The organism is Pseudoxanthomonas sp. OG2, assembly GCF_014192765.1.
Classification (GTDB): domain Bacteria; phylum Pseudomonadota; class Gammaproteobacteria; order Xanthomonadales; family Xanthomonadaceae; genus Pseudoxanthomonas_A; species Pseudoxanthomonas_A beigongshangi.
In genome coordinates, this window is the sequence record NZ_JACHYM010000001.1 from 2,530,802 (window position 1) to 2,556,196 (window position 25,395).

The window sequence follows — 25,395 nt, forward strand, 5'->3', positions numbered from 1 at the left end:
CGCGAGGCGGCCCTGAGGGGGAACGACGGCCTGGCGGCCTCTGCCGGAACTCAGTCGCCCAGGGTCAGCAGCGAGGCATTGCCGCCGGCGGCCGTGGTGTTGACGGTCACGGTCTTTTCGGTGGCGAAGCGCGGCAGGTAGTGCGGACCGCCGGCCTTGGGGCCGGTGCCGGACAGGCCCTGGCCGCCGAACGGCTGCACGCCCACCACCGCGCCGATCTGGTTGCGGTTGACGTAGACGTTGCCGACCTTGACCCGCGCGGCGATGCGATCGACCGTCTCGTCGATGCGCGAGTGCACGCCCAGGGTCAGGCCGAAACCGGTGGCGTTGATGGCGTCGATCACCTGGTCGAGCTGATCGGCCTTCCAGCGCACCACGTGCAGGGCGGGTCCGAAGATCTCGCGATGCAACTGGTCCAGCGACTTCAGCTCCCACGCACGTGGCGCGAAGAAGGTGCCGTGGGCGGCGTCCTCGCCCAGGTTGGCCTGCTTGATCAGGCGGGCTTCGGTGGCCATGCGCGCGGCGTGGTCCTCCAGGATCTTCAGCGCGTCGGCGTCGATCACCGGGCCGACGTCGGTGGACAGCAAGCCGGGATCCCCGACCTTCAGTTCCTCCATCGCGCCGGCCAGCATGGTCATCACCTTGTCGGCGATGTCGTCCTGCACGAACAGCACGCGCGCGGCCGAGCAGCGCTGGCCGGCGGAGGTGAAGGCCGAACCGATGGCGTCCTTGACCAGCTGTTCCGGCAGCGCCGAGGAGTCGGCGATGAACGCGTTCTGGCCGCCGGTCTCGGCGATCAGCACGCCGATGGCGGCATCGCGCGCGGCCAGCGAGCGGTTGATCGCGCGAGCGGTCTCGGTGGAACCGGTGAAAGCCACGCCGGCCACGCGCGGATCCTTGGTGAGCGCGGCGCCGACGGTGGCGCCGTCGCCGGGCAGGAACTGCAGCACGCTTTCCGGGATGCCGGCTTCGTGCAGCAGTTTCACCGCCGCGTGGCCGATCAGGTTGGTCTGTTCGGCGGGCTTGGCGATGACACTGTTGCCGGCGGCGAGCGCGGCACTGACCTGGCCAAGGAAAATCGCCAGCGGGAAGTTCCACGGACTGATGCAGACGAACACGCCACGGCCGTGCAGCTGCAGCTCGTTGGATTCGCCGGTCGGGCCGGGCAGGCGTTCGGCGGCGCCGAACTGCGCGCGCGCCTGGGCGCCGTAGTAGCGCAGGAAATCCACCGCCTCGCGCACTTCGGCGACGCTGTCGGGCAGGGTCTTGCCGGCTTCCTTCACGCACAGCGCGATGTACTCGGGCATGCGCTGTTCCAGCAGGTCGGCGGCGTGCTCCAGGATCGCGGCGCGGCTGGCGGCCGGGGTGCGATCCCAAGTCGGCTGCGCGGCCACGGCGTTCTGCAGCGCTTTTTCCACCGCCGCGCCGTCGGCCGGTTGCCATTCACCCACGGTCTGGCGGCGATCGGCCGGGTTGGTCACCGGCAGCGCCGCGCCCGCGACCACCGCGCCCGGCACCAGCGCCGCCGCGCGCCACGGCTTGACCGCGGCATTGACGCGCTCGGCCAGCACGCGCAGGTCGTTGTCGTTGGCGAGGTTGGCGCCCATGGAGTTGTTCCTGTCAGAAGTCGGGATGGGGGCTGCCTGGTTGCGGAAGAGATCGCGCGGCAGCGGGATGCGGGGATGCGGGATGGAATCGAACGCGGACACGGTTTCCACCGGGTCGCGGATCAGGTCCTCGATGGCCACGTTCTCGTCGGTGATGCGGTTGACGAAGCTGGAATTGGCGCCGTTCTCCAGCAGGCGGCGGACCAGGTACGGCAGCAGATCCTCGTGCGAGCCGACCGGCGCGTAGACGCGGCAGGGCACGCCCAGGCGGTCGGCGGGAATCACTTCCGCGTACAGGTCGTCGCCCATGCCATGCAGCTTCTGGTGCTCGTACGGGCGGCCCCGGGCAATCGAGCGGATCGCGGCGATGGTCTGTGCGTTGTGGGTGGCGAACATCGGATACAGCGCGTCGCCGTGCTCGAACATGCGTCGCGCGTTGGCCAGGTAGGACACGTCGGTGTTCGGCTTGCGGGTGAACACCGGATAGCCCGGATGGCCGTCGATCTGCGCGCGCTTGACCTCGGCGTCCCAGTAGGCGCCCTTGACCAGCCGCACCGGCATGCGCCGGCCGACCCGGCGGGCCAGATCGGCGAGGAAGTCGATCACGTAGGGCGTGCGCTTCTGGTACGCCTGCACGGCCAGGCCGTAGCCTTCCCAGCCGTCCAGCGACTGGTCGGAGAAGGTGGCCTCGATCAGATCCAGCGACAGTTCAAGCCGGTCGGCTTCCTCGGCGTCGATGGTGAAGCCGATGCCGTACGACTTGGCCAGCTGAGCCAGTTCCAGGATGCCCGGCGCCAGTTCCTTCATCACCCGCGCGCGCTTGGCGTGCTCGTAGCGCGGATGCAGGGCCGAGAGCTTGATGGAGATGCTGGGAGCGGCGAAGACGTCGGGGAAGGGGCCCGTCTTGCCGATTGAATGGATGGCCTTCCGATAGGCCTCCAGATAGCGTGCGGCGTCCTTCGAGGTCAGCGCGCCCTCGCCCAGCATGTCGAACGAATAGCGGTAGTTGGCGTTGTCGCCCTTGCGCGAACGGCCCAGCGCTTCCTCGATGGTCCGGCCCATCACGAACTGGTGGCCCATGATGCGCATGGCCTGGCGCACCGCCAGCCGGATGACCGGCTCGCCGACGCGGCCGATCAGGCGCTTGAAGGCGCCGGGCACGTCGTGGCGGGTCAGATCGTTGAGATTGACCAGCCGGCCGGTCAGCATCAGGCCCCAGGTGGAGGCGTTGACCAGCACCGAATCGCTCTGGCCCAGGTGCTTTTCCCAGTCGGCGTCGCCCAGCTTGTCGCGGATCAGCTTGTCGGCGGTTTCCTGGTCCGGAATGCGCAGCAGCGCCTCGGCCACGCACATCAGCAGCACGCCTTCCTCGCTGCCCAGGTCGTACTGGCGCATGAAGGCCTCGATGGCGCCCTGATCCTGGGCGCGGGCGCGGACCCGCGCGACCAGATCGGCGGCCAGCGCCTGCGCGCGGGCCTGCTCGTCGGCCGGCAGCCGGGCCTGGGCGAGCAGTTCGCGCACGTGTTCGGCTTCGTCGCGCAGCCAGGCCGCGGTGATGGCGGCCCGCAGGGCCGACGGCGGGGCGGGGAGTTCGGGGGAAACGATGCCGGCGGTCGCCGGCGGCGGGGCCGCCTCGGTGCCGGACTGGGGCTGGGAGCTCATGAACGTGATCGGAAGCGGGCGATGGAGCCCGATAGTGTAGTGAGCCGGACCACCGTTCGCGAATGGATGGAACCGGATGGCGCGGGTTTCACGCCATCCGGGGCCGCCGGAAACGGCGCGCGCGGGGTCCGGCCGATTGACCGAGATCATTGCAACTTGCCGCAACAGGGGGGGGAGGCTAACATTTAGGGGTTTTCCGCGGCCTCGTTGCGCGGTTGGCAGCATGATCGAAGTGCTTCCGTCATTGCCGGGTATCCACGGCGCGCGGCTCCGGCTGCGACCGCCCCGGGCCTTGACGGCCCGCCAGTTCGTGGCCTTGTTCGCCGCGCTGGCCGGGGCGATGTGGCTGGTGGCCCTGCTGGGCTGGCTGGCCGGCAACGCCTTCGCACCGGCCTTCGCCCTGCTGCACAGCGCATTCGTGGGCGCGGCGTTGCGTTGGCTATGGCGCAGCGGCGAGCGGGGTGAGGACATCACCATCGGTCCGGAGGTCGTGGAAGTCAGCCGCACCCCCGAGGCCGGACCGGTGTTCCGGGCGCATCCTTATTGGGTGCGGCTCCGTATCGAGGCGGATGGCGAAAGGATTTCGCTGGCTTCCAGTGGTCGCCGGGTCGAGGTGGGCAATTTCCTCGGTCCGGGCGAGCGCCGGCAGCTGGCGGACAAGTTGCAGGATTTACTGGCGGCCGCGAGCGGTCGCAACCGATGACGCATTTGGGGTCTAGGCAATGACGCAAGTGAATGGGTATTGGAAGCGTTTGATGACGGCCTGCGCGCTGCTGGCTTCGCCGGCGCTGGCGTGGGCGCAGTCGGCGGACCCGAAGCCGTGGCAGCTGAACATGGGCAAGGGCGTCACCGCCTCGTCCCAGCACGCCTACGACGCGCACATGGTGGCGCTGATCGTGTGCATCGTGATCGGCATCATCGTGTTCGGCGCGATGGGCTACGCGATGTTCAAGTTCCGCAAGTCCAAGGGTGCGGTGGCCGCGCAGTTCAGCCACAACACCACCGCGGAAATCATCTGGACCGTCATCCCGGTGCTGATTCTGGTGGTCATGGCCTGGCCGGCGACCGCCAAGCTGATCGCCATGTACGACACCCGCGACTCCGAGATGACCGTCAAGGTCACCGGTTACCAGTGGATGTGGAAGTACGAATACCTGGGCGAGGACGTGTCCTTCACCAGCCGCCTGGACCGCGAGTCCGACCGCATCCGCCAGAGCGGCGAGAAGCCGGATCTGGCCAAGAACCCGCACTACCTGCTGGACGTGGACAACGAGCTCGTCCTGCCGGTCAACACCAAGATCCGCTTCGTGATCACCGCCGACGACGTCATCCACGCCTGGTGGGTGCCGGCGCTGGGCTGGAAGCAGGACGCTATCCCGGGCATCGTCAACGAGGCCTGGACCGACATCAAGGAACCGGGCGTGTACCGCGGCCAGTGCGCCGAGCTGTGCGGCAAGGACCACGGCTTCATGCCGATTGTCGTGCGCGCGGTGCCGAAGGAAGAATTCCAGAAGTGGCTGGCAGAGAGGAAGCCGGCCCCGGCGCCCGCTCCGGCGGCCCCGGCTGCTCCCGCCGCGCCGGCGGAAGCCGTGCCCGCCGATGGCCAGGCCGTTCCGGCCCCGGCCACCGACGCCGCCCCCACCAGCGAGCCGGCCGCGCCCCAGGCGCAGGCTTAATCGTCCGCTTCAGCTGCAAGAGATCACGAACATGGCCCACACCGCCGTCGATCACCACGACGATCACCACGGTCACCAGCAGAGCTTCATCGAGCGTTGGTTCTTTTCGACCAACCACAAAGACATCGGTACGCTCTACCTGATTTTCAGCTTCATCATGTTCATCATCGGCGCGGGCATGTCGGTGATCATCCGTGCCGAGCTGATGACCCCGGGCCTGCAGTTCGTCAAGCCCGAGTTCTTCAACCAGATGACCACCGTGCACGCGCTGGTCATGATCTTCGGTGGCGTGATGCCGGCCTTCGTCGGCCTCGCCAACTGGATGATCCCGCTGCAGATCGGCGCGCCTGACATGGCGCTGCCGCGCATGAACAACTGGTCCTTCTGGATCATGCCGTTCGCCTTCACCCTGCTGCTGATGACCCTGTTCCTGCCGGGCGGCGCGCCGGCCGGTGGCTGGACCCTGTATCCGCCGCTGTCGCTGCAGGGCGGCGCCAACGTGGCCTTCAGCATCTTCGCCATCCACATGATGGGCGTGAGCTCGATCATGGGCGCGATCAACATCATCGCGACCGTGCTGAACATGCGCGCCCCGGGCATCGACCTGCTGAAGATGCCGATCTTCTGCTGGACCTGGCTGATCACCGCGTTCCTGCTGATCGCCGTGATGCCGGTGCTGGCGGGTGCGGTCACCATGCTGCTGACCGACAAGTTCTTCGGCACCAGCTTCTTCAACGCCGCCGGCGGCGGCGACCCGGTGATGTACCAGCACATCTTCTGGTTCTTCGGCCACCCCGAGGTCTACATCATGATCCTGCCGGCGTTCGGCGTGGTGTCGGAAATCATCCCGACCTTCAGCCGCAAGCCGCTGTTCGGCTACCAGGCCATGGTGTACGCGACCGCTTCGATCGCGTTCCTGTCGTTCATCGTGTGGGCGCACCACATGTTCACGGTGGGCATGCCGCTGGGCGGCGAGATCTACTTCATGTTCGCCACCATGCTGATCGCCATCCCGACCGGCGTGAAGGTGTTCAACTGGGTCAGCACGATGTGGAAGGGCTCGCTGAGCTTCGAAACCCCGATGCTGTGGGCGGTGGGCTTCGTCATCCTGTTCACCATCGGTGGCTTCTCCGGCCTGATGCTGGCCATCGTGCCGGCGGACTTCCAGTACCACGACACCTACTTCGTGGTCGCGCACTTCCACTACGTGCTGGTGACCGGCGCGCTGTTCTCCATCATCGCCGCCACCTATTACTGGTGGCCGAAGTGGACCGGCCGCATGTACAACGAGACCGCCGGCAAGTTCCATTTCTGGTGGACGGTGATCTTCGTCAACCTGCTGTTCTTCCCGCAGCACTTCCTGGGTCTGGCCGGCATGCCGCGCCGCATCCCGGACTACAACCCGGTGTTCGCGGACTGGAACCTGGTCAGCTCGATCGGCGCGTTCGGCATGTTCCTGACGCCCTTCATGATGGCCTTCATCCTGTGGAGCTCGCTGCGCAACGGTGCCAAGGCCGATGCGCGCGCCTGGGAAAACGCCCGTGGCCTGGAGTGGACCGTGCCGTCGCCGGCGCCGCACCACACCTTCAGCACCCCGCCGGTCATCAAGGATGGCGACCTGGCGCACGGCGACGTGACCCACTGAGCCGGGTGACGGGTGGCTGAGTCCATGAACGCTCCGATGCTCTCGCCGGAAGAAACCGCGCGCCGCCGCAAGGCGGTGCTGCGCACGGCGTGGATCGTGGGCGGGCTGGCCTTCGCCATCTTCGTGCTGTTCATCCTGCGCGCGGTGCTGAGCGCATGAGCGGCAAGGCGTCCAATTCGGCGGGCCTGCTCAAGCTGGTGGGCGTGGCGCTGGGCGTGTTCGTGCTGACGTTCTCGCTGGTGCCGCTGTACCGGATCGCCTGCGAGAAGGTGTTCGGCGTGCGTCTGGAAAAGGGACCGGGCCAGGCCCAGGTCGCCGAGGTCAAGGCCAAGCGCGTCGTCACCGTGCAGTTCGACGGTGGCGTGAACTCCAAGCTGCCGTGGGCGTTCCATCCCGAGCAGTTGACCATGCAGGTGGTGCCGGGCGAGCTGTACGAGGCCAAGTACTTCGCGCGCAACGACGGCCAGCGGCCGATCGTGGGCAGCGCGGTGCCGTCGGTGGCCCCGGCGCGCGCCTCGGGCTACTTCACCAAGACCGAATGCTTCTGCTTCACCGCCCAGACCCTGCAGGCCGGTGAAGTGCGCGACATGCCGGTGCGCTTCATCGTCGATCCCAACCTGCCGGCCGACGTGAAGACCATCACCCTGTCGTATACCTTCTACAAGAACGATGCCATGACCGCGCAACTGGGCGCGGGCAACGCGTCCAATTCGCCGCACGCGGCACCCTGATCGAGCCTTAGGAACCGGAAGACACGCCATGGCACAAGCTCATTCGCCAGACGCCAACATCTACTTCGTGCCACACAGCAGCAAGTGGCCGTTCGTGGGCTCCATCTCCATGTTCGTCACCATGGTCGGCGTGGCCAGCTGGCTCAACGACGCCGCCTGGGGCAAGTGGACTTTCTTCGCCGGCGTGTTCCTGCTCTGCGCGACCCTGTTCATGTGGTTCGGCGACGTGATCCGCGAGTCGGTCAGCGGCAACTACAACAAGCAGGTGGACGTGTCCTTCCGCATGGGCATGGTCTGGTTCATCTTCTCCGAAGTGATGTTCTTCGCCGCGTTCTTCGGCGCGCTGTTCTACGCCCGCCAGTTCGCGCTGCCGTGGCTGGGCGGCGAAGGCGACGGCGTGATGACCAACGCGCTGCTGTGGGATGGCTTCTCCTCGGCCTGGCCGAGCGCCGGTCCGGGCCAGGTCGGTGGCCAGTTCCAGACCATCCCGGCCTGGGGCCTGCCGCTGCTCAACACCCTCATCCTGCTGACCTCGGGCGTGACCATCACCATCGCCCACCACGCGCTGAAGGCGGGCCACCGCAAGCAGTTGCTGGTGTTCCTGGGCCTGACCGTCCTGCTGGGTTGCGTGTTCCTGTTCTTCCAGGCGGAGGAGTACATCCACGCCTACAAGGAGCTGAACCTGACCCTGGGTTCGGGCATCTACGGTTCGACCTTCTTCATGCTGACCGGCTTCCACGGCGCGCACGTGACGCTGGGAACGATCATGCTGGCGATCATCTGGCTGCGCTGCGCGCGCGGCCACTTCACCAAGGACGACCACTTCGGCTTCGAAGCCGTGGCCTGGTACTGGCACTTCGTCGACGTGGTGTGGCTGGGCCTGTTCCTGTTCGTGTACGTGCTGTAAGGACGGGATTGGAGATTGGGGATTCGGGATTCGTTTCCGGTCCCCGATGCAGAAAAGGCGACGGTCAGCCCGTCGCCTTTTTTCATCTGGAGGATTCGAAGGCCGCTTTCGAATCCCGAATCACAAATCCCGAATCCCGGCGCAAAGCGCCATCAGGCTCCCACCCCATGCGGCTTGATCCATCCCATATAGATCGCGAGGATGACCAGCAGGATGAGGGCCACGGACAGGCCGATGCGGCGGGTCAGGGCGTTGACGGTGCGTTTGCTCTGGCCCTTGTCCACCAGCAGGTAATACAGCCCGGCGCCGAGGTTCCAGATGATGAGGATCAGGAACGCGATGATCAGCAGGGTTTTCAACGAATCATTCATGGGTGCCTCGAAGGGCGTGCAGCGGGCATGAACACATTATTGCAGCCGATGGGAAATCGCGCGTGAGCCGCCGGCGGATGCCGCTGGCGGTCGGCTGGGCGCTGGCCCTGGCCGTGATCGCGCTGTTCTGCGGCCTGGGCACCTGGCAGCTGGGACGCGCCAAGCAGAAGGAGGCCATGCTGGCGGCCTCGCAGAAGATCCTGAGCGAGCGCCGGGCGGTCCCGCTGGCCGACGCCGCGCGGCCGGGATCGCGTGGCGACTACGCCTGGGCCTCCGGCCATGGCCGGTTCCTGCCGGGGCCGGCGGTGCTGCTGGACAACCAGAACCGCGAGGGGCGCGCGGGCATCCGCGCCTACCGGGTGTTCCAGCCCGAAGGCGCGCCGCCGCTGCTGGTGGAGCTGGGCTGGTTGCCGCTGCCCGGCGATCGGCGCCTGCCGGCGATTCCGTTGCCCGAGGGCGCGTACACCCTGAGCGGCCTGCTCGCGCCTCCGCCCGCCGGGGGATTGGTCAAGGCGGTCAGCGCGACCCAGTCCAGCGGGGACCGGTTGGTCACTGGACTGGACATGGCCGCACTGGCGCGCGACCTGGAACTGCCGGCGCTCGCGCCGCGCGTGTTCCGGCCCGATCCCGCGCTGCCGCTGGGCTATGCGCGCGATCTCGACATCCTGCCCAACACGCTGCCGCCCGAACGCCACCTCGGCTATGCGGTGCAGTGGTTCGGGCTGGCGCTGGCGGTGCTGATCACCGCGCTGGTGGTGAGTCGTCGTGGCCGCCGCCGACAGCAGGAGCGCTGAGCCGCCGTGCATGAGAAAATAGCCGGATGACTTCGATGCCCCCCGATGCCGGCCGCGCCCGCGGACGCTGGATGCTGGTCGCGCTGTTCGCCCTGTTCTTCGGCACCGTGTTCGGTGCCGGCGTCCTGCGCTTCGCCGGCTGGCAGCCTGCTGGCCACAAGAACAACGGCGAAATGTTGCAACCACCGTCCGACGCCCGCCAGATCGTGCCCCGCCTGGCCGATGGCCAGCCCTACGCCTGGCAGCCGGGCGAACGGATCTGGCGCATCGTGGTGGCGCCGCCAGCCGATTGCGCCGCCGACTGCCTGAAGCTGGCGCAGGACCTGGACAAGGTCTGGCGTCTGTTCGGGCACAACGCCGACAAGGTGGAGATTCTCTGGATCGGCCCGCTGCCGGGGGGAGCGCCGGCGACCGAAGCACGCCGCCAGCTGCAGGCTTCGCCGGAACTGCTGGCGGCATTGCCGCGCCTGCAGGATCCCAAGGGCGTGCCCGTCTATGTCATCGATCCCCATGGTTTCGTGATCCTGCGCTATCCGCCCGGCTTCGACGCCGGCGGCCTGTACAAGGACGTCGCGAAGCTGCTGAAACTGATTTGAGGGTGCGCCCGAGATGAATGCCGTCGCCCGGCCCGTGCTGTATCGCCATTTCCATCGCATCGCCTGGCTCGCCGTCGGCCTGGCGCTGTGCGTGATCATCTTCGGCGCCTTCGTTCGCCTGTCCAACGCGGGCCTGAGCTGCCCGGACTGGCCGACCTGCTATGGCCGCGCCACCTGGCCGCAGAGCACGCATGAAGTCGTGGACCACGCCGCCAGCGCGATCCGTCCGTTCGAGACGCACAAGGCCTGGCGCGAGCAGGTGCACCGCCACATCGCCGCCACCCTGGGCATGCTGGTGCTGATCCTGTCGCTGCTGGCCGCGCGCCGGCGCCGCTTCGGCATCGCCACCATCCTGCTGGCATCGGCGTTCGTCGCTACCGCGATCCCGCTGTACATGCATGGCGAACATGTCGCCGCATCGGTGCTGGCGATCATCGGCGAGGCGATCCTGCTGTTCGCCGCGCTGCGCTGGTCCAACCTGGATCTGGCGCGGGTCAGCGCGCTGACCCTGGCGGTGATCATCTTCCAGGCGCTGCTGGGCATGTGGACGGTGACCTGGCTGCTCAAGCCAATCGTGGTGATGGGGCATCTGCTCGGTGGCCTGACCACGTTCGCGCTGCTGGTATGGATGGCCTGGCGCGCCACCGATCAGCCCATCAAGCTGGCCGATGCGGTGTCGCTGCGCCGCTGGGTGATCGGCGGGCTGGTCCTGCTGGGCATCCAGATCGCGCTGGGCGGCTGGGTGAGCGCCAACTACGCCGCGGTTGCCTGCGGCCTGGATTTTCCCAAGTGCGTGGGACGCTGGTGGCCGCCGGCCGACTTCAGCGAAGGCTTCGTCCTGTGGCGCGGCATCGGCGTGGATTACGAAGGCGGCGTGCTGGACGGCGCATCGCGCATCGCCATCCAGATGACCCACCGGATCATGGCGGTCATCGTCGCGCTGTACGTGCTGGGCCTGGGCGCGCGCCTGTTCCGCACGCCGGGCATGCGTGGCTGGGCCACCCTGCTGGTGCTGCTGATCATTGCCCAGTTCACCCTCGGCATCCTCAACGTGAAGTTGAACCTGCCGCTGCATGTCGCGGTCGCGCACAATGCCGGCGCGGTGCTGCTGCTGTTCACCCTGGTCTCGCTGATCGCGCGCCTGCGCAAGCCCGAATGAGCATCGCACTGCGCCAGTACTGGGACCTGACCAAGCCGCGCGTGGTCGCGCTGATCGTGTTCACCGCGATCGTCGGCATGTTCCTGGCCATCGATGGCTTGCCGGACCTGGATCAGCTGCGCCGCGGCGCGCTGGGCTTCCTCGGCATCTGGCTGGCCGCCTCCAGCGCGGCGGCGATCAACCAGCTGCTGGACACCCGCATCGATGCCAAGATGGCGCGCACGTCCTGGCGTCCGCTGGTGGTGGGGCAGGTCAAGCCGTGGCAGGCGCTGGTGTTCGCGCTGTGCCTGGCGGCGCTGTCGATGGCGATCCTGGTGCTGTGGGTCAACGTCATCACCGCGATCCTGACCTTCGCCTCGCTGATCGGCTACGCGGTGGTCTACACCGTGTTCCTGAAACGGGCGACGCCGCAGAACATCGTCATCGGCGGCATCGCCGGCGCCGCGCCGCCGCTGCTGGGTTGGGCCACCATGACGGGCATGCGCGGCGAGTGGGACTGGGCGCACGCGCTGCTGCTGGTGCTGATCATCTTCGTGTGGACGCCGCCGCATTTCTGGGCGCTGGCCATCTTCCGCCGCGAGGACTACGCGCGCGCGCTGGTGCCGATGCTGCCGGTCACCCATGGCGTGACCTATACGCGCTGGCAGATCCTGTTCTACACGGTGCTGCTGGTGGAGGTGACCGTGTTGCCGGTGGTGTTCGGCATGAGCGGCCTGTTCTACCTGGGCGGCGCGCTGGTGCTGGGGCTGGTGTTCCTGTGGTACGCCTGGCGCCTGCTGGATCCGCCGGACGAGTTCTTCGCGATGCGGATGTTCAACTACTCCATCGTCTACCTGATGGCGCTGTTCGCCTTCCTGCTGGTGGACCACTGGCTGTAGTCGCGGTGCGCGTCCGCCGCAATGAAGAAAGGCCCGCGCGAGCGGGCCTTTCCGTTTTCCGGACACGTGGCGGGTGCGTCACTCCAGCAGGTGGCGCTGCCAGAACAGCATCGAGGCGGCACTGAAGTAGTCGCTGTTGGATTTCTTCTGGAAGCCGTGGCCTTCGTCCGAGAATTCCAGGTACCAGACCGGCTGGCCATTGCCGCGTACCGCCTTCACGATCTGCTCTGCCTCGGTATAGGGCACGCGAGGGTCATTGCGTCCCTGGGCGACGAACAGCGGCGAGGTGATCCGGTTGGCGTGGTTGAGCGGGGAGATCTTCTCGAAGTGCTCGGCCATCGCCGGATCGCGTTCGTCGCCGTATTCGGCCCGGCGCAGATCGCGGCGGTAGCTTTCCGTGTTCTTCAGGAACGTGCCGAAGTGGGAAATGCCGACCACGTCGATGCCGGCGCGGATGCGGTCGCTGTAGTGCATCAGCGACGCCAGCACCATGTAGCCGCCATAGCTGCCGCCGTAGACGCCCACGCGCCTGGCATCCAGTTCCGGCTGCTGGCCAATCCAGTCCAGCAGCGCGCCGATGTCCTTGACCGAGTCCTCGCGCTTGAAGCCGTTGTCCAGTTGCACGTAGGTCTTGCCGTAGCCGGTGGATCCGCGCACGTTGGGCACCAGCACGGCGATGCCCATCTCGTTGACCAGGTACTGGATGCCGGCATTGAAGGCCGGCAGCGACTGTCCTTCCGGGCCCCCGTGGATGTCGATCAGCACCGGATGGCGACCATTCTTCGCCGGCTTGGCCGGCTTGTAGTAGAACGCCGGGATGGTACGCGGCTTGCCGTCCACCTGATCGAAGGTCGGATAGCGCACCAGCGTGGGCGCGACGAAGCCGCCGGCATCCAGTCCGCCGACTTCGCTGCGCGTCCAGCGGGCCAGCTTCGCCGCCGCCAGATCGATCACATAGACATCGCTGGGCGAGGTGGCGGTGTTGAGGGTCAGCGCCAGTTTGCCGCCGTCGGGCGAGAAGCCCATGCGTCCGATGATGCCGATGGGCAGTTCCGGCAATGCGACCGGCTGGAACGACGGCCAGGCGAACACATGCAGGCGATCGATGCCGTCCTCGTTGCTCACGTAGGCGACATGGCGACCGTCGTCGGAAACGTCCAGCTGATCCACGTCCCAGGGAATGTCCGCGCTGACCACCTTGAATTCGCCCGTGGCGGGATTGTGGTAGCGCAGGGTGCTGAACTCCTGCGGCTTGCCGTCGAGGTTCTCGTCGGAGACGTAGAACACCCCGCGGCCGTCGCCCGCGTAGCGGAATCCGCCGGACGCCGCCTTGCCACCCTCGATCGGGAAAAGGGTGAGCTTGCCGCTGGCCAGATCCACCTTGCCCGGATGCGTTTCATTGACCGATACATACTGGTTGACCAGCAGCGTCCTGCCATCCGGCGAGAAATCCATCGCGCTCCACTGGCCGCCTTCGGTGACCACCGTGCGCGCCTTGCGGGTGGCCAGATCCATCACCCAGACGTCGGTGTCCTTGCCGTTGCGGGCGGTGCTGCTCCAGGCGAGTTGTTTGCCGTCATGCGAGAACAACGGCCCCTGGTTGCGCGCCTTGCCGTCGGTGAGCAGGGTGGTTTCGCGGGTTGCCAGGTCGAACCAGTGCAACTGCCAGAACTCGTTGCCGCCCACGTCCTTGCCGAACACGAAGCCATCCCGATCGGACTTCGCCGGCGCGGTGCCGACGCTGTTGATGGGCTCGCGGTAGAAGGTCAGCTGCTCGCGCATGCCCATCGGCTGGCAGACACGATGGGCCTGGTTCGTCTCGGCGAAGCGGGTGGTGATCAGCACGCAGCCCTCGCGGGTCCAGCCGGCGAAGCCGGCGCCGCGCGTGTTCTGGTAGCGGTTGAGGCGCTCGGTCAGTTCGGCGGGGATCGCCGGCACGTATTCGGTGGTGCGATTGCCGACTTGTTCGCGTGCCTGCGCCTGGGAGGGCGTCGCGGTGCTCTGGGCCAGCGCCGGAAGCGCGAGCACGGACAGCAGCAACGGCAGGCATCTGCCGGAAGGAAGGGCCATGCGAAGGTTCTCCCCGGGGTGAAAGAACCCGAGGTTAAACACGTTCCGTCATTCCCGGCCAGTGTCGGAGGTTGGCCGCGATGCGGAACGACCGGAGCGCGTCCGGTCGTCCCGTGAATGCTTACGGTGCCTGCAGCTTCTGCTCGACCACCGGCGCGAGTGATTTCAGGCCAGCCTGGCGCCCCAGTTCCAGCGCCTTGTCGTTGCTGGCGCCTTCTTCCTGTTTGGCCATCAGCGCCAGCAAGGCACCGACCCGGTTGCCGGACGCGCAGTGCAACAGCACGTTGTCGCCACCTTCCTGCAACAGTTTCTTCAGTGCCGCGGCGTTGGCGGCGGTGAGGTCGTCGGCGCCGGCGATGGGCAGGCGCTCGTAGCGCATGCCGTTCTGTTCGGCGGCCGCGGCTTCGTCGAAACCGCGATCCTCGCCCGGGGCGCGCAGATCGATGACGGTGCGCACGCCCTGCCTGGAGAAATCGGCGAGCTGATCGGCGGTGGGCTGGCCGCCGGTATGCAGGCCGGGGCGCGGTTGGGTGAAATCACCGGCCTGGACCTGCAGGGCGAACAGCAGCACGGCGCCTCCCAGCAGGTGACGGAACGATGCAACGGTGCGGCGGGATCCACGGTTCATGGGAATCTCCTCGTTCAGCGGGCCACGCGCGCCTGCAGCAGGGCGCGCAATTCGTACTTGTCGGCTTCGTCCAGGCCGATATTGCGCTGTTTCACCTGAAGTTCGTCGATACGCTGCTGCAAAAGCTGTCTTTCCATCTGGTGCGCGGCGTCCAGCAGTTCGGCCTGCCAGATGTTCTCGTCGCCGGGCAGTTCCTGCATCGCCAGTTTCTGCAACGCGGGCAGTTCCTCGCGCTCGGCGAAATGTTCCAGCAGCACGCCGGTGGTGATGTCCGGGCGCGCGTGCACGATGTCCAGCAATTCCAGCAGCAGTTCGACACCGGGCAGGCGCAGGCCGGCGAACGCGTGCGGCGGTTGCAGTGCCAGCGCCAGCGACGGCTTGTGCAGCAGGCACACGATCGCGCTGCGCACCAGGCTGGGCTTGTTATTGGCGGAGCGATGCGCGGGAGCGCGCGAAGCGGGCCGGGCGGGAGGGGGCGCGGAAGCGGCGCCGACACCGGTGATCTCGCCCAACCGCTGCCGCATCAGATCGCCGAAGGCGCCGTCCGGAATCTGCGCGAGCAGCGGACGCGCGCGCTCGGCCAGGCGCGCCTTGCCGTCCAGGGTGGACAGGCGGATGTCCTTGCCCAGTTCCTGGAAGAAGAACTCCGACAGCGGCATCGCCTGCTGCAAGCGTGCGTCGAACGCGGCGGCGCCTTCCTGGCGCACGATGGTGTCCGGGTCCTCGCCGTCGGGCAGGAACAGGAAGAACGCCTGGCGGCCATCCTTCATGCGCGGCAGCACCGATTCCAGCGCGCGCCACGCGGCGCGCTGGCCGGCGGCGTCGCCGTCGAAACAGAAGTACACGTCCGGTGCGTTGCGGAACAGCAGTTCGGCGTGGTCGGGCGTGGTCGCGGTGCCGAGCGTGGCGACCGCTTGCTTGACCCCGAACTGGAACAGCGAGACCACGTCCATGTAGCCCTCGACCACGATCAGCCGCGCGATCTTCTGGTTCGCCTGGCGCACCTGCCACAGGCCGTACAGTTCGCGGCCCTTGTGGAACAGCGCGGTCTCCGGCGAATTGAGGTACTTCGGGCCGTCGTCCTTCTGCAGCACGCGGCCGCCGAAGGCGATCACCCGTCCGCGACGGTCGTAGATCGGGAACATCACCCGATCCCGGAACTTGTCGTAGGTGTGGCCGCGATCGTTCTTGGAGAACAGGCCGGCGCGATCCAGCAGCTTCATCCGCCGCTCGTCGGTGCCGAGCGCGTCCTTCAGCGCGGAGAAACCATCCGGCGCGTAACCGATGGCGAACTGCGCCCGGGTGGCCGCATCCACGCCGCGTCCGTCCAGGTAGGCGCGTGCCTTGTCGCTGCCTTCCAGCTGGCGCTGGAAGAAGCGCGCGGCCGCTTCCAGCGCGCCGAACAGATCGCGGGTGTCGTTGTCCTGGTTGCGCTGCTGGGTCTCGCGCGGCACTTCCATGCCGTTGCGCCGGGCCAGTTCCTCGACCGCGTCGAGGAACTCCAGGCGGTCGTAATTCATCAGGAACGACAGCGCGGTGCCGTGCGCGCCGCAGCCGAAGCAGTGATAGAACTGTTTGGTCGGCGAAACCGTGAACGAGGGCGAGCGCTCGTCGTGGAACGGGCAGCAGGCCGAGTACTCCTTGCCCTGCCGCTTCAGCGGCACGCGCGTGCTGATCACCTCGACGATATCCGTCCGGGCGAGCAGTTCGTCGATGAAGGCGTCGGGGATGCGGGCCATGGACTGCGTAGTATTCCACGCCCGGCCGGTGACGTCAGGACGCCCGGTGGGCGCCCGCCTGCCGGCGCCGGGCCAGCCGTTCGTCGATCAGCGCGGTCAGCAGGGCGCCCACCAGGAACACCACCGTGGCGTAGTACATCCAGACCAGCAGGATGACCAGCGTGCCCATCGAGCCATAGGCGCTACCGGGCGCCGCCTGCGCGAGGTACAGGCCAATCGCCCAGCGGCCGGCGATGAACAGCACCGAGGTCAGCGCGCCGCCGAGAAAGGCGCGTCGCCACGCCACCCGCCGATCCGGCAGGTAGTGGTAGAGCAACGCGAAGGCGAACACGTACAGCGCCAGCGAGGCCAGGTCGCCCAGCGCGGGCAACAGCGACGGCACCCGCGCGAACAGCACCTGCAGCAGGGTGTTGAGGGTCATCGACACCAACAGCAGGAAACCCAGCCCGAGCACCACGCCGAACGAGAAGATCCGCTTGCGCAACCATGCCCACGGACCTTCCAGGCGCTGGGCGTCGGTGCGGAAGATCAGGTTCAGCGCCTGCTGCAACTGGCCGAACACGGCGGTGGCGCCGATGAACAGCAGCACCGTGCTCCAGCCTCCGGCCAGCGAGCCGACGCTGGGGCGGTTGCGCGCGTTGCGCAGGACGGTGGTGGCGATGTCGGCGGCATCCCGTCCGGCCAGATCGCCGATCTGCCGCAGCAGCGCCTCCTGCGCGCTGGGATACAGCGCGGTGGTCAGCCACAACAGCAGCACCAGCAACGGCGCAAGCGACAGCAACGCGTAGAACGCCAGCGACGCCGCCTGCGCCATCACGTCGATTTCGATGAACCGTCGCGCCAGCGCGACCGGCAGGCTGCCGTGGAACCGTTTCAGCCATCGCAGCAACTGATCGCGCAGGCCCCGCATCGGATTCGGCATCCGTCCAGACACGCTGCCAGCATGACAGGCGCCTGTCGTCGCGCCGTGAGCGCGGGGTGCGGCGCGATCAGTCCGCCGGGGTTGCCGCCAGCCGGTGCAGGGCGTCGCCGGTGACGCGCTGTACCGTCCATTCGTCCTGGCCGATCGCGCCGAGGCCGCGGTAGAAGCGGATGGCCGGTTCGTTCCAGTCCAGCACCGACCATTCGAAGCGGCCATAGCCGCGTTCCACCGCGCGCCGCGCCAGATCGATCATCAGGCGCTTGCCCACGCCGAGCCCGCGGAACGACGGCCGCACGAACAGATCTTCCAGGTACAGGCCCGGAAGCCCGAGGAAGGTGGAGAAGCTGGTGAAGAACAGGGCGAAGCCGGCGGGTTCGCCATCGACCTCGGCGATCACCACTTCGGCGGCCGGACGCGGGCCGAACAGATGCTGGTCCAGTAGCGCCTCGGTGGCGACCGCTTCATGGGCCAGCCGCTCGTATTCGGCCAGTTCGCGGATGAAGGCGAGGATGTGCGGCAGGTCGGCGCGGGTCGCCGCCCGCAGGAGGATCGTCGGGGACATCGTGGAGCGGAGCTTGCTCCGCCGGGTGTGGAGGGAGGCCCAAGCATACCGGCGAAGGCGGAGCGGCCGCGCCGCGCCGCTATTCCGCCGGCCAGGCGGGCTCAGCCCGCGAACTTCTTCTTCACCAGCGCCGAAACCTGGCCCATGTCGGCCTGGCCGGCCAGGCGCGGCTTGAGCACGCCCATCAGCTTGCCCATGTCGGCCGGGCCGCTGGCGCCGGTCTCGGCGATGGCCGCGTCGATGGCGGCCAGGATCTCGGCTTCGCCCAGCTTGGCCGGCAGATAGCGCTCGATCACCACGATTTCCGCGCGCTCGACCGCGGCCAGGTCCTCGCGGCCGGCGGCCTCGTACTGGTTCACCGAATCCTTGCGCTGCTTGACCATCTTCTCCAGCACGGCCAGTACCGCGGCGTCGTCCAGCTCCACCCGCTCGTCCACTTCACGCTGCTTGATGGCGGCGTTGACCAGGCGGATGACGCCCAGGGTGTCCTTGTCGCCCGCCTTCATGGCGGCCTTCATGTCGTCGGTGAGCTGCTGCTTCAGGGGCATGGGGGTTCTCCGGGGGCCTGCCGGGGGCAGGAAAGGGATGGGGAATGTACGGGATCCAGAAACGCAAAAAGCCGGCCACGCTCGCGCGTGCCGGCTTCTGGCGAACCGCCGTCGCTCAGTACAGGCGCTGGCGCTTGGTGACGTCGCGCGAGGAGCGACGCAGCTGGCGCTTCACCGCGGCAGCGGCCTTGCGCTTGCGTTCCTGGGTCGGCTTCTCGTAGAACTCGCGCTTGCGGGTTTCAGCCAGCACGCCGGCCTTTTCGCAGGTGCGCTTGAAGCGACGGAGCGCAAACTCAAACGGCTCGTTTTCGCGGACTTTGACGCTGGGCATACGTAATCTCGTTGATGGAAACGACCCGGACATACCGGGTGAGCCGCGCATTATAGCGGCGGCCCTCGGAAAAGTGCAACATAGCGCCCATGAAGGTCCTAGGCATCGAAACCAGCTGCGACGAGACCGGCGTGGCGGTCTACGACACCGGCCGGGCCGGGGCGGACGGCCTGCTGGCCCATGCGGTCTACAGCCAGATCGCCCTCCACGCCGAGTATGGCGGTGTGGTGCCCGAGCTGGCCAGCCGCGACCACGTCCGCAAGCTGCTGCCCCTGATTCGCCAGACCCTGGCCGAGGCCGGCCTGGACACCCGCGATCTGGACGGGGTCGCCTATACCGCCGGCCCCGGCCTGGTCGGCGCCCTGCTGGTGGGCGCCGGCGTGGCGCGGGCGCTGGCCTGGGCACTGGACCTGCCGGCGGTGGCGGTGCACCACATGGAAGGCCACTTGCTGGCCCCGTTGATCGAGCATGACCCGCCGGAACCGCCGTTCGTGGCCCTGCTGGTGTCCGGTGGGCATACCCAACTGGTGGCGGTGGACGCCATCGGCCGCTACCGGCTGCTGGGCGAGACCCTGGACGACGCGGCCGGCGAGGCCTTCGACAAGACCGCCAAGCTGATGGGCTTGCCGTATCCGGGCGGCCCGCAACTGGCCAAACTGGCCGAATCCGGCACGCCCGGAAGGTTCCGGTTCGCCCGCCCGATGACCGACCGGCCCGGGCTGGATTTCAGTTTCTCGGGCCTGAAGACCCAGGTGCTGCTGGCCTGGCGCGACAGCGACCGGCAGCCGCAGACCAAGGCCGACATCGCACGTGGTTTCGAGGATGCGGTGGTCGACACGCTGGCGATCAAGTGCGGGCGCGCGCTCGATGAGGCCGGTTGCGACACATTGATCGTCGCTGGCGGCGTGGGCGCCAACAAGCGCCTGCGCGCGCGCTTGCAGGAGATGACCGCGCGGCGCGCGGGTGGGCGGGTGTGTTTCCCGCGACTGGATCTGTGCACCGACAATGGCGCCATGATCGCCTTCGCCGGCGCGTTGCGATTGGAAGCCGGCCAGCACGAGAGCGCGGAAGTGAAGGTGACGCCGCGCTGGGACATGGCGACACTGTCGCCGGTGGTGGCGCCGGAACCGGCGGAAATCACCCGGTAACAGGCGAGAGCAGGCGGGTAACAGGCACGACGCAGGCGCGGCACAGGGAAGGTTCGGCCACGGGCGGGTACCATGCCGGTTCCGCATTCTCGATTTCCGCTGCACATGGACAAGGTTTTCATCGACGGCCTGCAGGCCGACGCGGTGATCGGCATCTACGACTGGGAGCGGCGCATCCGCCAGACCCTGCGCCTGGATCTCGAACTCGGGTTCGACAACCGCAAGCCCGCCGCCAGCGACGACGTCGCCGACACGCTCGACTACGACGCGATCAGCCGCCGCCTCACCGCCTTCATCCAGGCATCCGAATTCGGTCTGGTCGAAACCCTGGCCGAGCGCTGCGCCGCCCTGGTGATCGACGAATTCGGAGTGGCCTGGCTGCGCCTGCGGCTGACCAAGCCCGGCGCGGTGGCCAATGCCGCGGGCGTGGGCGTGATCATCGAACGCGGTTCGGTGCAGCCGGCATGAACCAGCGGCTGGAACAACTGCGCGCCTGGCTGGAACCCTATCCCTGGGCCTACACCACGCTGACCATCTGCGCGCTGGTGCTGGCCGCCTGGCTGGCCAACTGGGTGACCAAGCGCGTGCTGCTGCGGGGACTGCGGCGGATGATCAACTCGCTGCCTCTGGGCGAACCGCACGAGATCCGCCTGCGGGTGATTCCACGCCTGGCCAACGTCATCCCGGCAATCGTGCTCTCGGCCGGCGTGGTGGCCGTGCCGGATCTGCCGGAACACCTGGTCACGGTGGTGCGCAACGTCTGCACCGCCTTCATCATCCTGACCCTGGCGCTGGCCTTCTCCGGCGCGATGGATCTGGTCAACCAGATCTACCAGCGCCGTCCGGATGCCCACAACAGGCCGATCAAGGGCTACCTGCAACTGCTGAAGATCGTGGTGTTCACCATCGCGGCGGTGCTGATGGTGGCGACCCTGATCGACCGCTCGCCGCTGATCCTGCTGTCGGGGCTGGGCGCGATGATGGCGGTGCTGATCCTGGTGTTCCAGGACACCATCCTGTCGCTGGTGGCCAGTCTGCAGATCAGTTCCAACGACATGGTGCGGGTGGGCGACTGGATCGAGATGCCCCAGCTCAACGCCGACGGCGAAGTGATCGATATCGCCCTGCACACGGTGAAGGTGCAGAACTGGGACAAGACCATCACCACCGTCCCGACCAAGAAGCTGATCAACGATTCGTTCAAGAACTGGCGTGGCATGAGCGACGCGGGTGGACGCCGGATCAAGCGCGCGCTGTACCTGGACCAGCACAGCGTGCGCTTTCTCACCGACGAGGAACTGCGGCGCATGCATGGCTTCACCGTGCTGGATCGCTATCTGAACGACAAGGGCAGGGAGATCTCCGCCTGGAACAGCGATCTGGAACAGCGCGGCATCCATCCGGTGAACGCGCGCCGGGTGACCAACCTCGGCACGTTCCGTGCCTACGTGGAGAACTACCTGCGCCAGCATCCGGGCATCCACCAGGACATGACCCTGCTGGTGCGCCAGCAGCAGCCGGAATCCACCGGCCTGCCGCTGGAAATCTACTGCTTTACCCGCGACATCCGCTGGGGCGTCTACGAGAACATCCAGTCGGACATCTTCGACCACCTGCTGGCGATCCTGCCGGAGTTTGGGCTGCGGGTGTTCCAGGAATCCTCCGACGCGGGCGTCACCGCCGCGCTGATGGCGACCGCCGCATTGAAACAGGCGGACCAGCGGACCTCGCCTCCGGCATGAGCGCGCACCGCTACCTGCTGATCCTGGGCAGCGGCACGGATGGCGAGGCGCAACTGGCCCGTGCGCGCGCCGCGCTGGCCGGCGAGGGCAGGATCCTGGCGCTGTCGCCGATGATCAGCGGTGGCAGCGTGGTGGCGGGCGATCCGCATCGCTACGCCAACCAGGCGCTGCTGTTCGAAACCGCGCTGGAAAGAACCGCATTCAACGCACGCCTGAAGGCGTTGGAGGTCGAACTCGGCCGGCATCCCGGTGATGCGGCTTGCGCCATCGATCTGGATCTGGCCCGCGAGTATGCCCCGGACGGCGAATTGCGCTGGGAAAACCCGGCCAAGCTCGGGCACCCGGTATTCGTGGACCTTGCGGCGCAGGTTGCCCCGGTCAGATGAACAGCGAGCGCCCGCCGTCGATGGCGATCACCTGCCCGGTGATGTAACCGTTGCCACCCAGCAGCCAGCGCACCGCCGAGACGATGTCGTCCGGCGCGCCCTGGCGCTTGAGCGCGGTGCGCGCATGCACCAGTTCCAGGGTTTCCGCCTTGACCGGATTCTCGGACCACAGCACGTTGCCCGGCGCGACCGCGTTCACCCGCACTTCCGGCCCGAGTTCGCGTGCCAGCGACTTGGTCATCATCACCAGCGCGGCCTTGGCCATGCAGTAGACCGTATGTCCGCCCAGCGGGCGCTCGGCGTAGATGTCGGCGATGCTGACGATGGCGCCGTGGCTGGCCTTCAGGTGGGGTGCGGCGGCCTGCGCAAGGAAGAACGGCGCGCGCGCGTTGGAGGCGAACAATTCGTCCCACTGCTGTGGCGTGGCCTGGCCAATCGGCGTGGCGTAGTAGGCCGAGGCATTGTTGACCAGGGCGTCGAGCCGGCCGTAGTGGCCGACGGTGCGCGCGATCAGTTCCGGCAGTCGATCGAATTCGGCCAGGTCCGCGTGCAGGGTGAGCACGCTGTGCGGGCGCGCGGCCTCCAACTCGCTGGCCAGCGCCTGCATCGCCTCGCCGGAATGGCGATAGTGCAGGGCCAGATCGTAACCATCGGCGTGCAAGCCGCGGGCGATGGCCGCACCCACCCGTTTGGCGCTGCCGGTGACGAGGGCGACGGGGGACGACTCGGGCATGTGGAACCTCCTGGAAAACGAGCCCCATTGTCGCCGGTCGGCCCCAGGGAGGCATGCCGCTTGACGCCTCGCGGGGTTTCGCGCATGTTGCAATGCAGTAACCCCGCCGGCATGTCGCCGGTGGCGGCGCGGAAAGAGCGGATGGACTGGGCCAAGTACCGTACCACCACCTTTGACGAGCTGATCCAGCCTGACGGCAGCCCGCGTCCCGCCGCGCGCCGTCTGGTCGACTACCTCTCCGGTCTGGGCAGCCGCGAACTCGCCCAGCGCCAGCTTGCCGCCGACGTGGTCGCCCGTGCCCACGGCATCACCTTCACCGTCTATTCCGATGGCCGCAACGTCGACCGCACGCTCCCGTTCGACTTGATTCCGCGGGTCATCGATCGCCGCGAATGGCAGCGCACCGAAGCCGGCCTGAAGCAGCGCATGCAGGCGCTGAACCTGTTCATCGGTGACATCTACGGCGAGCAACGCATCGTCCGCGACAAAGTATTCCCGGCGATGCTGCTGAAGGATTCGGTCAACTTCCGGGCGCACTGCGTTGGCATTTCGCCCCCACTGGGGGTATGGGCGCATATCTGCGGCTCCGATCTGGTCCGTGACGGCGACGGCACCCTGTACGCGCTGGAAGACAACCTGCGCATTCCCAGCGGCGTGTCCTACATGCTGGAAAACCGCATGGTCGCCAAGCGCGTGTTTCCGGAACTGTTCGAAACCAGCGCCATCCTGCCGGTCGATGAATATCCTTCGCAGCTGTACGACACCCTGGCGGCTTTGTCGCCGCGGCCGGGGGACACACCCAGCATCGTCCTGCTCACGCCGGGCGTGTTCAACAGCGCCTATTTCGAGCACGCCTATCTGGCGCAGGCGATGGGCATCGAACTGGTGGAAGGCAGTGATCTGTTCGTTGCCGATGATGACTGCACTTACATGCGGACGGTGTACGGGCCGCAGCGCGTGGACGTCATCTATCGACGGGTGGACGATCTGTTCATCGATCCGGAAGTATTCCATCCGGATTCCGTGCTGGGTGTTCCCGGCCTGATCCGCAGCTGGCGCGCCGGCAAGGTGGCGCTGGCGAACGCCCCCGGCGCCGGCGTCGCCGATGACAAGGTGGTATTCGCCTACGTGCCGAAGATGATCAAGTACTACCTGGATCAGGAACCAATCCTGCCCAATGTACCCAGCTACCTGTGCCACAACCCCAAGGAACGCAGGTACGTGCTGGATCATCTGGAAAATCTGGTGGTAAAACCGGCCAATGAATCCGGCGGCTACGGCATGCTGATCGGTCCACGCTCCACCAAGCGCCAGCGCGACAGGTTTCGCCAGCTGATCGAAGCCAATCCGCGGAACTACATGGCACAACCGACGCTGTCGTTGTCCACGGCCCCCATCGTCTCCAAGCAGGGACCCTCACCCCGGCACCTGGATCTGCGTCCTTTCGTGCTGTCGCGGCAGGACATCCATGTCACCACCGGTGGATTGACCCGGGTGGCGATGACCAAGGGGTCATTGGTGGTCAACTCCTCGCAGGGAGGCGGCGCCAAGGACACCTGGGTTGTCGATGTCGACGAGGAGGAGGCCTGATGCTGTCGCGCGTAGCCGACAACCTGTACTGGTTCAGTCGCTATGTGCGGCGCGCGGAGAACACCGCGCGGCTCGTGGGCGTCGGCAGCCAACTGCAGCTGGATCTGCCGCGTTCGGTGCATTTTACCTGGCGGCCGATGATCGATACGGTGGGCGCCGGCGAGTTTTTCGCCCAGCAGTTTCCCCAGTCCGGTGACGACGTGGGCGACGCGGACGTGGTGCGCTTCCTGTTGCTGGAATCCCGCAACCCCTCGTCGTTGCGCAGTTCGGTGGATGCCGCGCGCGAACTCCTGCGCAGCGTCCGCGACAGCCTTCCGCAGGAGGTCTGGGAAGCCATCAACGATCTGCACCAGCAGATCGAGACCACCGGCGAGCGTGGCCTGAGCCGCCGTTACCGCGTCGATTTCCTGAACCGCATCGTCGATGGCTGCCTCAAGGTGTCCGGTCTGCTCAGTGCCAACGTCAGCCGTGACATCGGCTTCCAGTTCCTGCGTCTGGGCACCGCGCTGGAACAGGCCGACATGACCACCCGCATCATCGACGCAGGCGCCTCGGGCCTGGTCAGGCCACGCAATGACGAGGATCGCGAGACTTTCCGCAACATGCAGTGGATGAGCGTGCTGCGTTCATTGGCGGCCTACCAGATGTTCCGTCGCCATGTGCGCCAACGGGTCAGCGCCGAGCTGGCGCTGCGTTTCCTGCTGCAGAACGGCGAGTTTCCGCGCAGTGTGCAGTTCTGTCTGTCACGCGTGCAGAACGTGTTGCCGACCATGCCGCCGCGGCCGGGAGTGGATCGCCATCTCAACCGGGTGATCGGGCTGACCCGCAACGCCGATCCGGTATCGCTGGCGCAACGCAATCCGGCGGCGTTCATGGATGAGATCCAGGTCAACCTGGGACGACTGCACGACGCCATCGCCGAAGGCTACTTTCACGGTTGAGCCGACATTGTCGGCGCCAGCTTCCACGG

General features: G+C 67.2%; 26 protein-coding genes. 16 read left to right on the forward strand and 10 right to left on the reverse strand.

Annotated elements, in window-relative coordinates; translation table 11 throughout:
- Positions 1-50: 50 nt before the first annotated feature.
- Complete coding sequence (putA, locus tag FHW78_RS11550; RefSeq protein WP_183640390.1) at positions 51-3,269, reverse strand: bifunctional proline dehydrogenase/L-glutamate gamma-semialdehyde dehydrogenase PutA; 3,219 nt, start codon at positions 3,267-3,269, stop codon at positions 51-53.
- Positions 3,270-3,492: 223 nt separating this feature from the next.
- Between putA and FHW78_RS11555 the strand changes: the two genes are divergently transcribed.
- From FHW78_RS11555 to FHW78_RS11575, 6 genes are read left to right on the forward strand one after another with little or no spacing between them, the layout of a single operon-like run.
- On the forward strand, positions 3,493-3,972 hold the full coding sequence (locus FHW78_RS11555) for a DUF2244 domain-containing protein (protein WP_141454512.1): 480 nt from the start codon (positions 3,493-3,495) through the stop codon (positions 3,970-3,972).
- Positions 3,973-4,024: 52 nt separating this feature from the next.
- Positions 4,025-4,945 (forward strand): cytochrome c oxidase subunit II, encoded by a 921-nt coding sequence (gene coxB / locus FHW78_RS11560; RefSeq protein ID WP_255443201.1) that lies wholly within the window; start codon positions 4,025-4,027, stop codon positions 4,943-4,945.
- Positions 4,946-4,976: 31 nt separating this feature from the next.
- On the forward strand, positions 4,977-6,590 hold the full coding sequence (gene ctaD, locus FHW78_RS11565; protein ID WP_183640395.1) for a cytochrome c oxidase subunit I: 1,614 nt from the start codon (positions 4,977-4,979) through the stop codon (positions 6,588-6,590).
- 24 nt (positions 6,591-6,614) lie between these two features.
- Positions 6,615-6,749, forward strand: coding sequence for a hypothetical protein (locus FHW78_RS19980; RefSeq protein WP_255431422.1), 135 nt, complete (start codon positions 6,615-6,617; stop codon positions 6,747-6,749).
- Complete coding sequence (locus FHW78_RS11570) at positions 6,746-7,321, forward strand: cytochrome c oxidase assembly protein (RefSeq protein ID WP_141454509.1); 576 nt, start codon at positions 6,746-6,748, stop codon at positions 7,319-7,321. Before FHW78_RS19980 ends, FHW78_RS11570 begins: the two co-directional genes overlap by 4 nt.
- A 28-nt stretch (positions 7,322-7,349) precedes the next feature.
- On the forward strand, positions 7,350-8,228 hold the full coding sequence (locus tag FHW78_RS11575) for a cytochrome c oxidase subunit 3 (protein WP_183640398.1): 879 nt from the start codon (positions 7,350-7,352) through the stop codon (positions 8,226-8,228).
- Between the two features lie 152 nt (positions 8,229-8,380).
- Here FHW78_RS11575 and FHW78_RS11580 read toward each other — a convergent pair whose 3' ends face one another.
- Entirely contained in the window at positions 8,381-8,599 is a 219-nt protein-coding gene (locus FHW78_RS11580; protein WP_183640400.1) for a twin transmembrane helix small protein, read from the reverse strand.
- 77 nt (positions 8,600-8,676) lie between these two features.
- Here FHW78_RS11580 and FHW78_RS11585 point away from each other — a divergent pair, with 77 nt between their 5' ends.
- Genes FHW78_RS11585 through cyoE form a run of 4 tightly spaced genes read left to right on the forward strand, consistent with a single transcriptional unit; the run spans position 8,677 to position 12,026 of the window.
- The gene (locus FHW78_RS11585) at positions 8,677-9,393 is read left to right on the forward strand and encodes an SURF1 family protein (protein WP_183641373.1); all 717 of its coding nucleotides are present in this window, start codon (positions 8,677-8,679) and stop codon (positions 9,391-9,393) included.
- 26 nt (positions 9,394-9,419) lie between these two features.
- A complete protein-coding gene (locus FHW78_RS11590) occupies positions 9,420-9,989 on the forward strand; it encodes a hypothetical protein (protein WP_183640403.1) in 570 nt (189 codons plus the stop codon).
- 13 nt (positions 9,990-10,002) lie between these two features.
- Positions 10,003-11,148 carry a COX15/CtaA family protein gene (locus FHW78_RS11595; RefSeq protein ID WP_183640406.1) on the forward strand — a complete coding sequence of 382 codons (1,146 nt, stop codon included), beginning with the start codon at positions 10,003-10,005 and terminating at the stop codon, positions 11,146-11,148.
- Positions 11,145-12,026 (forward strand): heme o synthase, encoded by an 882-nt coding sequence (cyoE, locus tag FHW78_RS11600; RefSeq protein ID WP_183640409.1) that lies wholly within the window; start codon positions 11,145-11,147, stop codon positions 12,024-12,026. The genes FHW78_RS11595 and cyoE overlap by 4 nt, the downstream gene beginning before the upstream one ends.
- 78 nt (positions 12,027-12,104) lie before the next feature.
- Here cyoE and FHW78_RS11605 read toward each other — a convergent pair whose 3' ends face one another.
- The 7 genes from FHW78_RS11605 to rpsU form a co-directional block, all read right to left on the reverse strand.
- Positions 12,105-14,096 carry a prolyl oligopeptidase family serine peptidase gene (locus tag FHW78_RS11605; RefSeq protein WP_183640412.1) on the reverse strand — a complete coding sequence of 664 codons (1,992 nt, stop codon included), beginning with the start codon at positions 14,094-14,096 and terminating at the stop codon, positions 12,105-12,107.
- Positions 14,097-14,217: 121 nt separating this feature from the next.
- Positions 14,218-14,724: a sulfur transferase domain-containing protein gene (locus tag FHW78_RS11610; protein WP_183640414.1), complete on the reverse strand. Its 507-nt coding sequence runs from the start codon at positions 14,722-14,724 to the stop codon at positions 14,218-14,220.
- Positions 14,725-14,738: 14 nt separating this feature from the next.
- On the reverse strand, positions 14,739-16,463 hold the full coding sequence (dnaG, locus tag FHW78_RS11615; protein ID WP_183640417.1) for a DNA primase: 1,725 nt from the start codon (positions 16,461-16,463) through the stop codon (positions 14,739-14,741).
- A gap of 34 nt (positions 16,464-16,497) precedes the next feature.
- On the reverse strand, positions 16,498-17,373 hold the full coding sequence (locus tag FHW78_RS11620; RefSeq protein ID WP_183640420.1) for a YihY/virulence factor BrkB family protein: 876 nt from the start codon (positions 17,371-17,373) through the stop codon (positions 16,498-16,500).
- A gap of 79 nt (positions 17,374-17,452) precedes the next feature.
- The gene (locus tag FHW78_RS11625; protein WP_255443290.1) at positions 17,453-18,052 is read right to left on the reverse strand and encodes a GNAT family N-acetyltransferase; all 600 of its coding nucleotides are present in this window, start codon (positions 18,050-18,052) and stop codon (positions 17,453-17,455) included.
- Complete coding sequence (locus FHW78_RS11630) at positions 18,049-18,495, reverse strand: GatB/YqeY domain-containing protein (RefSeq protein WP_183640424.1); 447 nt, start codon at positions 18,493-18,495, stop codon at positions 18,049-18,051. The genes FHW78_RS11625 and FHW78_RS11630 overlap by 4 nt, the downstream gene beginning before the upstream one ends.
- Positions 18,496-18,610: 115 nt before the next feature.
- Positions 18,611-18,826: a 30S ribosomal protein S21 gene (gene rpsU / locus FHW78_RS11635; protein ID WP_002808376.1), complete on the reverse strand. Its 216-nt coding sequence runs from the start codon at positions 18,824-18,826 to the stop codon at positions 18,611-18,613.
- Positions 18,827-18,915: 89 nt separating this feature from the next.
- On the opposite strand from rpsU, the gene tsaD reads away from it, so the two are divergent.
- From tsaD to FHW78_RS11655, 4 genes are all read left to right on the forward strand, one after another.
- Positions 18,916-19,974 (forward strand): tRNA (adenosine(37)-N6)-threonylcarbamoyltransferase complex transferase subunit TsaD, encoded by a 1,059-nt coding sequence (gene tsaD, locus FHW78_RS11640; protein ID WP_183640427.1) that lies wholly within the window; start codon positions 18,916-18,918, stop codon positions 19,972-19,974.
- 105 nt (positions 19,975-20,079) lie between these two features.
- The gene (gene folB, locus FHW78_RS11645) at positions 20,080-20,442 is read left to right on the forward strand and encodes a dihydroneopterin aldolase (protein ID WP_183640429.1); all 363 of its coding nucleotides are present in this window, start codon (positions 20,080-20,082) and stop codon (positions 20,440-20,442) included.
- Entirely contained in the window at positions 20,439-21,716 is a 1,278-nt protein-coding gene (locus tag FHW78_RS11650; protein ID WP_183640432.1) for a mechanosensitive ion channel domain-containing protein, read from the forward strand. Before folB ends, FHW78_RS11650 begins: the two co-directional genes overlap by 4 nt.
- Complete coding sequence (locus FHW78_RS11655) at positions 21,713-22,102, forward strand: 2-amino-4-hydroxy-6-hydroxymethyldihydropteridine diphosphokinase (protein WP_183640435.1); 390 nt, start codon at positions 21,713-21,715, stop codon at positions 22,100-22,102. Before FHW78_RS11650 ends, FHW78_RS11655 begins: the two co-directional genes overlap by 4 nt.
- Here the strand turns inward: FHW78_RS11655 and FHW78_RS11660 are convergent.
- On the reverse strand, positions 22,095-22,835 hold the full coding sequence (locus FHW78_RS11660; RefSeq protein WP_183640438.1) for a pteridine reductase: 741 nt from the start codon (positions 22,833-22,835) through the stop codon (positions 22,095-22,097). The two genes, FHW78_RS11655 and FHW78_RS11660, sit on opposite strands and share 8 nt — an antisense overlap.
- 141 nt (positions 22,836-22,976) lie before the next feature.
- Here FHW78_RS11660 and FHW78_RS11665 point away from each other — a divergent pair, with 141 nt between their 5' ends.
- Positions 22,977-24,425, forward strand: coding sequence for a circularly permuted type 2 ATP-grasp protein (locus FHW78_RS11665; protein WP_183641374.1), 1,449 nt, complete (start codon positions 22,977-22,979; stop codon positions 24,423-24,425).
- Positions 24,425-25,366: an alpha-E domain-containing protein gene (locus tag FHW78_RS11670; RefSeq protein ID WP_183640441.1), complete on the forward strand. Its 942-nt coding sequence runs from the start codon at positions 24,425-24,427 to the stop codon at positions 25,364-25,366. The genes FHW78_RS11665 and FHW78_RS11670 overlap by 1 nt, the downstream gene beginning before the upstream one ends.
- The last annotated feature ends 29 nt before the right edge of the window (positions 25,367-25,395 follow it).